The organism is Solidesulfovibrio fructosivorans JJ], from assembly GCF_000179555.1.
In the GTDB taxonomy this organism is placed as follows: domain Bacteria; phylum Desulfobacterota; class Desulfovibrionia; order Desulfovibrionales; family Desulfovibrionaceae; genus Solidesulfovibrio; species Solidesulfovibrio fructosivorans.
Genome location: NZ_AECZ01000065.1, coordinates 1 through 6,466, shown reverse-complemented (window position 1 = coordinate 6,466; position 6,466 = coordinate 1). Strand labels below are relative to the sequence as shown.

The following is a 6,466-nucleotide window of genomic DNA, read 5'->3' as shown; positions in this document are numbered from 1 at the left end:
CTAACGGTTACGGACGGCTCTCGTTACACCATCCGTAACCGTTAGAAGTCTTTGGAAAGGGGGCCGGGGGGAAACTTTTCTTCAGAAAAGTTTCCCCCCGGTTGCATTTTCTCTTCCCTCTATCCCCCCGTGCGCAGCAGCTTGAGGTCGCCGCCGCCGGTGGGGACGTGGCAACGCCGTGTGGTCACCGGCATTTCGGTGATTCCCTGCATGTAGCGCCAGACTTCGTCGAGGGGCACATGGGAGCGCAGGTATTCCTCGCACTTGGAGAAGCTGTAGTGGTGGGCGAGGCTCCTGCCGAGCACCGCGATCTTCTGCTTTCCGGCGGCCAGGGCGGCGTTGATGGCCATTTCGTCGCTGGTCGGCTGGCCGGCCACGCGCGCGGTGGGGAGGGGCAGCACCTGGCGCATGAGCCGCGCGTCGAAGATCACGCAGTTGATGGTCAGGTAGCTGACGTAGCCGTATTTGGCCGGCGCGTCGCGCAGGTACACCTGGGCCATGTTCTCGTAGAGCAGCTTTTCCCATATCCAGCGGTGGTAGACCCAGTTTTCCTCGATGGGCGGCCCGCAGTACATGTGGCGCTCGGACGGGTAGGACACGCGCAGGAACCGGTTGAGCACGTGGCGGCCGGGCGGGCTTATGGGCACGAGCGGCATGACCGCCGGCACGTCGGGGCGTTCGGCGTGGTCGATGTAGCCGTCGACGAGGTGCTCGAGCCAGTGCGGGGTGACGAACAGATCCTCGTCGATCTTGATGATGACATCGTCGATGTGGGCGCTGAGGATGTCGTTTTCGGCCGACAGCACGGCCGGGACCAGGCCGCGCGGCCCGCGCTCGACCAGGGTGGCATTCGCATGGCGTCCGACGAAGCGCCGGGCCACGGCCGTATGCTCGGGGGACAAGGCGTTGCCCACCACGTAGATGTGTTTGAAGCGGTCGAGGCTGGTGAAGCGTTCCAGGCAGCGGATGCAAACGAGAAAGCAATCGAGCCTGTGCGAAGTCAGCAGCAGCAGAACCGGAGAGATATCGCCGCGTCGCGGTCGTAAATAAGTGAGCTTGCCCATGGCCTTCCCTGGCTGTTAGGCATCCTTGCGAAAAAAAGTTTGTACTCCGCCTTCATCCTTCCTTTCGGCAGTGTCCTCCAGGAACTTTAGGGCATTATTTCAAAAAAAATATCATTTTTATAAGGGGGATGGAGGAGACGTACAAAGGCATGACCGGTTACATGCCCCTGGTGGTTCGGTCAACTTCGGGAAAAATAGGGAAAAAAGTTGTCGCCGGATCTTGAGGCGCGACGTCGTCACGCTTTTGGTCAGGTTCCCTTGACACGGAATCACGCCGGGGCTAATCCTGCGTAAACTTTTCCGGATCTTTCGGATGCGCGCATGTAACCTGCCGCCATCCCTGGAAAAATACGTTTGTTTCGTTTTGTTGCCCGGAGGTTGTTCATGGGATACAAAGTCACTGTCGATGCGAAGAAGTGTATTGGCGACGGCGAATGCGTCGATGTCTGCCCGGTCGAGGTTTACGAGCTGCGCGACGGCAAGGCCGTGGCCGTGAACATGGAAGAATGCCTGGGCTGTGAATCCTGCGTCGAGGTTTGCGACCAGGACGCCATCACCGTCGAGGAAGAATAAATCGCCAAGTAACCGGCAACGGGAGCGGGCGGCCGTCCGCTCCCGTTGCCGTCTCCGGCCCGGGCCGTCTGACCCTCGCGGAGCCGCGTGATGGGCGCACGGCCCGGGGCGTTCGTGGAGCCCAAGCCATGCCCCTGGATTTTTCCCCCGCCTTTGCCCGCTACGAAGCCATCGCCGCCGAGGCCGACGCCGTTTTCGCCAAGGTGGCCGCCGCCTGCCCCGGCATGGTCGCCTGCGGCGAAGGGTGCAGCGATTGCTGCCACGCCCTGTTCGACCTGAGTCTTATCGAGGCGCTGTACCTCAACCACAAATTCAATGAGGCCTTCCCCCCCGGAGAGGCGCGCGACGCCGTCCTGGAGCGGGCCAACAAGGCCGACCGCGAGCATTACAAGCTCAAGCGCAAGGCCTTTCGGGCCAGCGAGAAGGGCGTGTCGACCACCGAGATCCTGGCCGATCTGGCCCGGGAGCGCATCCGCTGCCCGCTGCTCGGCGACGACAACCGCTGTATCCTCTACAAATCCCGCCCCATCACCTGCCGGCTCTACGGCGTGCCCCTCGAGATCGGCGGCGAGGCCCACATTTGCGGCAAAGCCGGATTCGAGCCGGGCGGCCGCTATCCCACGGTCAAGATCGAAAAGCTCCAGGACAGGCTCATGCTCCTGTCCCAGGAGGTTGTGGCCTCGCTGCCGACCAAGCTGCCGCTGATGGGCGACGTGCTGGTGCCGGTGTCGCTGGCGCTCATCACCGAATACGACGACGAATATCTCGGCATCGTGACCGAGGACGACATGGTGCAGATGCCGCCGGCCGAGGTCCAGGCCCGCCAGGCGGCGTCCCAGGCCAATGGCGCGAATTGCGGCTCGTGCGGCGAGGCCCCCGGGTCTTCGGCCTGCGCCTCCTGCGGCGGCTCGACCACCTGGGTGATTCCCGGCCCCGACGGTGGTTCCGAGACCGGCGAGGAGAAATAGATGGCTCTTTCGCCCGAGGATCTGGCGGCGGCCAAGCGCGCCATGTACGAAAAGCTGAGCCCCCGCCGCCGCCGCTTCATCGACAAGATCGGCTACGACGCCTGGGACCCCTTCCAGGAGCCCAACGATCCCCTGGACATGCGCGAGGACGCCTCGCGCCGCACCGGCCAGCAGCTGGTCAACGAATTTCTGGCCGCTCACAAAGGCGCGTCGGGCGAATTCGCCAAGGGGGCCTGGGAAGTGTGCATGGGCGTCATGAACGGCTCGGAAAAGCACCGGGGCATGTACGCCTTTTGCAAATGGTACAAGGAACTGTTGGTCCGGGAAGGCATCGACGCCGAACTTGGCCCGACCAAATAGAACGAAGGTAAGGAACGCGCATGGAATACATCGCCCAGACTCCCGACGAATTCATCGATGAACTCAAAAAGCGCCTGTCGCAAAATCCCGGCTGCGGCGTGTCCCACTACAACCTGGGCACCGCCTACGTGGCCAAGGGCCGGCTGATCGAGGCCGAGGCGGAATTCCACCAGGCCGTGGAATGTTCGCCGAGCCTGGCCGAGGGCTTTGTGCAGCTCGGCGGCCTGGCCATGAACAAGGGCGACCTCGACGGCTGCCTGGAGTGGAACGAAAAGGCCTGCCAGGCCCGGCCGCTTTTCGCCGTGCCCTACGGCAACACGGGCTTCGTGCATCTCCAGCGCGGCGAAGTGGACAAGGCCGAAAAAGCCCTGCGCCGGGCCATCAAGATCGACCCCAAATACGTCCAGGCCATGGCCACCCTCGGCAGCGCCCTGTTCATGAAGGGCGACCTCGAAGGCGCGGAATACCACAGCACCAAGGCCCTCGAGATCGAACCCATGTTCGGCCCGGCCATCAACAACCTGGCCCTGGTCGCCATGGAACGCGGCGAATTCGCCAAGGCCAAGGAACTCGTGGAACGCGCCCGCAAAACCGGCTACGAACCCCACCCCGACATGGTCCGCGAAATCGAAGCCGCTTTGGCCAAGTAGGGGAAGCATATGCTATCTGGGGGTATGCTATCCGGGGGGAAACTTTTCTGAAGAAAAGTTTCCCCCCGGACCCCCTTTCAAAAGACTTTCAAAGGGGTAAAGGGGAATTGTGGTTTTGTCCTTTTCACAAGGATAAGGGATGGAAAACCCCTTGAAGGTACTGTCCCTCCCCCATTGAAAACTTTAGGAAGGGGAGAGCGCGAGAGGGGAAACCCTTTCTTGAAAGGGTTTCCCCTCTCGCACTTTTCCTTCTCCTTAAAATGGATGAACACTCCATGACATCGCGTAGGGAACTCATAGCGCGGGTGCGGCAGGCGCTTTTGGGCGACAGGGAGGCCGGGTTGGCCGAACTGGCGGGTATCGCGGCCAAGACGCGTCTCGGGCCGCTTTTTTCGCTGCTGCTCGATACGGACGCCCTTGTGCGCTGGCGAGCTGTTACCGCCTTTGGCGCGGCCATGGCGGACATCGCCGCCGCCCGCCTGGAGGACGCCCGCGACGTCTGGCGCAACCTCATGTGGCGCGTCAACGAGGAGTCCGGCAACATCGGCTGGGGCATTCCGGAATGCATGGGCGAGACGCTGGCCGTCTGCCCGGTGCTGGCCGCCGACTACCATCGGGTGCTCGTCTCCTATGTCCAGGACATGGAGGGCGACTGCACCTACATCGACCATGCGCCGCTGCGGCGCGGGGCCTGGTGGGCCGTGGCCCGGCTGGCCGAGGCCGCGCCCAAGCTGGCCGCCCATGGCCTGGCCGAGATCACGGCCGCGCTTGCCGACTGCGACCCGGCCGCCCGGGGCCTTGCCTGTCTGGCGCTTTCCCGCATCAAGCCCGATCCCGCCCGCACGCTGCTCGAAGCCCTTTCCGGCCTGGAGCGGGACACGGCCGCGTTCGAGCTGTACGACGGCTGGGAGCTTGGCGAAACCACCGTGGCCGCCCAGGCCAAGGCCGCCCTGGCCGCCTGCCGTCGCTGTGGGTAGGCCGCGTTTTCCTAACTACCCAGCACGTCTACGCCGGTGCGCTCAGCCCCTGCGCCGCAGATAATACAGGCACCAGAGGCTGGCGGCCACGGCGATGGCCCCGGCCACGTTGTCCACATCCTCGAGCCCCATGTGGATGGTGACCAGTCCCCCCACCAACGCGCCTGATCCGATGCCGATATTGTAGATGCCAGAATAGATGGACATGGCCACGTCCGTCGCGTCCGGGGCCACCCGCACCACATTGTACTGCAAGACCAGATTGACGGCGGACATGGCCATGCCCCAGACCGCGTACACCACGAGCAGCGTGGGCAGGCTTCCCATGACGGGGCGCATGAGCAGCAGGCACACGGTCGTGAGCCACACCGGCACGGCAAAGGTGGCGGCGGGGTGCTTTGGGTTGCAGCGGATGAAGAAATAACAACCCGCGATCCCGGCCAGACCGAACACGAGCAGCACCAGCGTGGCGAAGTCCTCGCTTCCCCGGGCCACCCGGGTGACGAACGGCTCGATGTAGGTATAGCCCGTGAAATGGCCGGTAATCAGCACCAAGGTCAAAATGTACAGGCCGACCAGGGCCGGACGTTTGAAAAGGCGCGGCAGGCTCTTGAGGTCCCCGGCGTGTTGGCTCGGCATCACGGGGAGCCGGCGCATGAGCGCCAGCATGGCAAGGAGCGCCATGCCGCCGATGCAGACGAACGTCATGCGCCAGCCGAGTTGCAGCCCGATCACCCGCCCGAGCGGCAACCCCAGCACCAAAGCCACGGCCGATCCCATGGACAGGATGCCGAGCGCCCTGGACTCGTAATTCTTCGGCGCCACCCGGATGCCCATCGGTATGACGATGGACCAGAAGATGGAATGGGCGCAGGCCACGCCGATGCGCGAGAGCAGCAGCACGTAATAATTGGGGGCCAGGCCGGACACGACATGGCTGGCGATGAAGACGAGGAACACGTTGCGCAGCAGTCCGCGTCGCTCCATGTTGGCGCAGGCGAGCATGAGCGGCAGGGAAAGGATAGCGACCATCCAGGCGTAGATGGTGACGAGCTGTCCGGCCTTGGCCGTGGTGACGTTCAAGGATTGCGCGATGTCGCCGAGCAGGGAGATGGGCGCGAATTCCGTCGTATTGAAGACAAAGGTGGCGAACGCCAAAAGGATGACCGGGATCCAGTCCCGGCGTTGCGGCTCGTCTACGGCCATTTTCCCACCTCTGCCGCGCGGGCTGCCGGGCGGGCACAGGGGTTTCGGGGCGCTTTCGTTTCAAGAGGGCGGAGAATTCGCCTGAGCGGCCCCGGAGCCCAGGGTTCCTACGCGCGGCCTGCCCCGTCGTCCAGCCCTCGGGATGGGTCTGTAACCGCCTCCATGCCGCGCCCGACTGCCTGTCCAGAAACGGGACACCGTCCCTGCGGAGGTTTTTCGTGCGTTACAAAGCCCTGCTGACAAGAGCGCTCGCCGCGGCCGTACTGCTTCTGGCCATGGCTTCGAGCGTCCACGCCGCCGAGCTTCCGGCGCAATTCTCCCAGCCGCCCGAGAAGCTGGCCGACGCCTTTCTGCGCGACCTGGCCGCCCATGTGGCCCTGACGCCGCAGGAAAAGGCCGCCATGCGTCCCATCTTGATCGAACAAATCAAAAAGCGCCAGGACCTCGCCCGTACCCGACTGGCGGCCAATCCCGGTATGGTCGGCATGGTGGCCCTGCGCCTGGATCTGCGCTCCCTGGCCGGGGAAACCGACGCCAGACTGGCGGGCGTGTTGCCGCCGGAGAAAATGACCCGGGTGCGCGTTTACCGCGAAGAACGCCTCAAGGCGGCGCGGGCCAGAGTCCAAATGGCTCGTCACGGCGGCCAGGGGGAAACTTTTTGAAAAAAG

The 6,466-nt window shown here is 63.8% G+C and carries 8 protein-coding genes; 6 read left to right on the top strand and 2 right to left on the bottom strand.

The genetic code is table 11. The features are described 5' to 3' along the window. Positions 1-119 precede the first annotated feature (119 nt). The gene (locus DESFRDRAFT_RS20390) at positions 120-1,064 is read right to left on the bottom strand and encodes a glycosyltransferase family 2 protein (RefSeq protein ID WP_005997214.1); all 945 of its coding nucleotides are present in this window, start codon (positions 1,062-1,064) and stop codon (positions 120-122) included. A 384-nt stretch (positions 1,065-1,448) separates the two neighbouring features. Here DESFRDRAFT_RS20390 and DESFRDRAFT_RS20385 point away from each other — a divergent pair, with 384 nt between their 5' ends. The 5 genes from DESFRDRAFT_RS20385 to DESFRDRAFT_RS20365 all read left to right on the top strand — a co-directional run bounded on the left by DESFRDRAFT_RS20385 (position 1,449) and on the right by DESFRDRAFT_RS20365 (position 4,592). Beyond that, positions 1,449-1,637, top strand: a complete 189-nt coding sequence (locus DESFRDRAFT_RS20385) for a ferredoxin (protein WP_005997213.1) — start codon at positions 1,449-1,451, stop codon at positions 1,635-1,637. Between the two features lie 128 nt (positions 1,638-1,765). Next, positions 1,766-2,605, top strand: a complete 840-nt coding sequence (locus DESFRDRAFT_RS20380; protein ID WP_005997212.1) for a YkgJ family cysteine cluster protein — start codon at positions 1,766-1,768, stop codon at positions 2,603-2,605. Beyond that, positions 2,606-2,965, top strand: coding sequence for a hypothetical protein (locus DESFRDRAFT_RS20375; RefSeq protein ID WP_005997211.1), 360 nt, complete (start codon positions 2,606-2,608; stop codon positions 2,963-2,965). Positions 2,966-2,985: 20 nt separating this feature from the next. Next, positions 2,986-3,615, top strand: a complete 630-nt coding sequence (locus tag DESFRDRAFT_RS20370; RefSeq protein WP_005997210.1) for a tetratricopeptide repeat protein — start codon at positions 2,986-2,988, stop codon at positions 3,613-3,615. Positions 3,616-3,890: 275 nt separating this feature from the next. Continuing rightward, a complete protein-coding gene (locus DESFRDRAFT_RS20365; RefSeq protein WP_005997209.1) occupies positions 3,891-4,592 on the top strand; it encodes a DVU0298 family protein in 702 nt (233 codons plus the stop codon). 42 nt (positions 4,593-4,634) lie between these two features. Here DESFRDRAFT_RS20365 and DESFRDRAFT_RS20360 read toward each other — a convergent pair whose 3' ends face one another. After that, complete coding sequence (locus DESFRDRAFT_RS20360) at positions 4,635-5,798, bottom strand: sugar transporter (RefSeq protein ID WP_005997208.1); 1,164 nt, start codon at positions 5,796-5,798, stop codon at positions 4,635-4,637. A 218-nt stretch (positions 5,799-6,016) separates the two neighbouring features. Here DESFRDRAFT_RS20360 and DESFRDRAFT_RS20355 point away from each other — a divergent pair, with 218 nt between their 5' ends. Then, positions 6,017-6,460, top strand: a complete 444-nt coding sequence (locus DESFRDRAFT_RS20355) for a hypothetical protein (protein WP_005997207.1) — start codon at positions 6,017-6,019, stop codon at positions 6,458-6,460. Positions 6,461-6,466 lie beyond the last annotated feature (6 nt).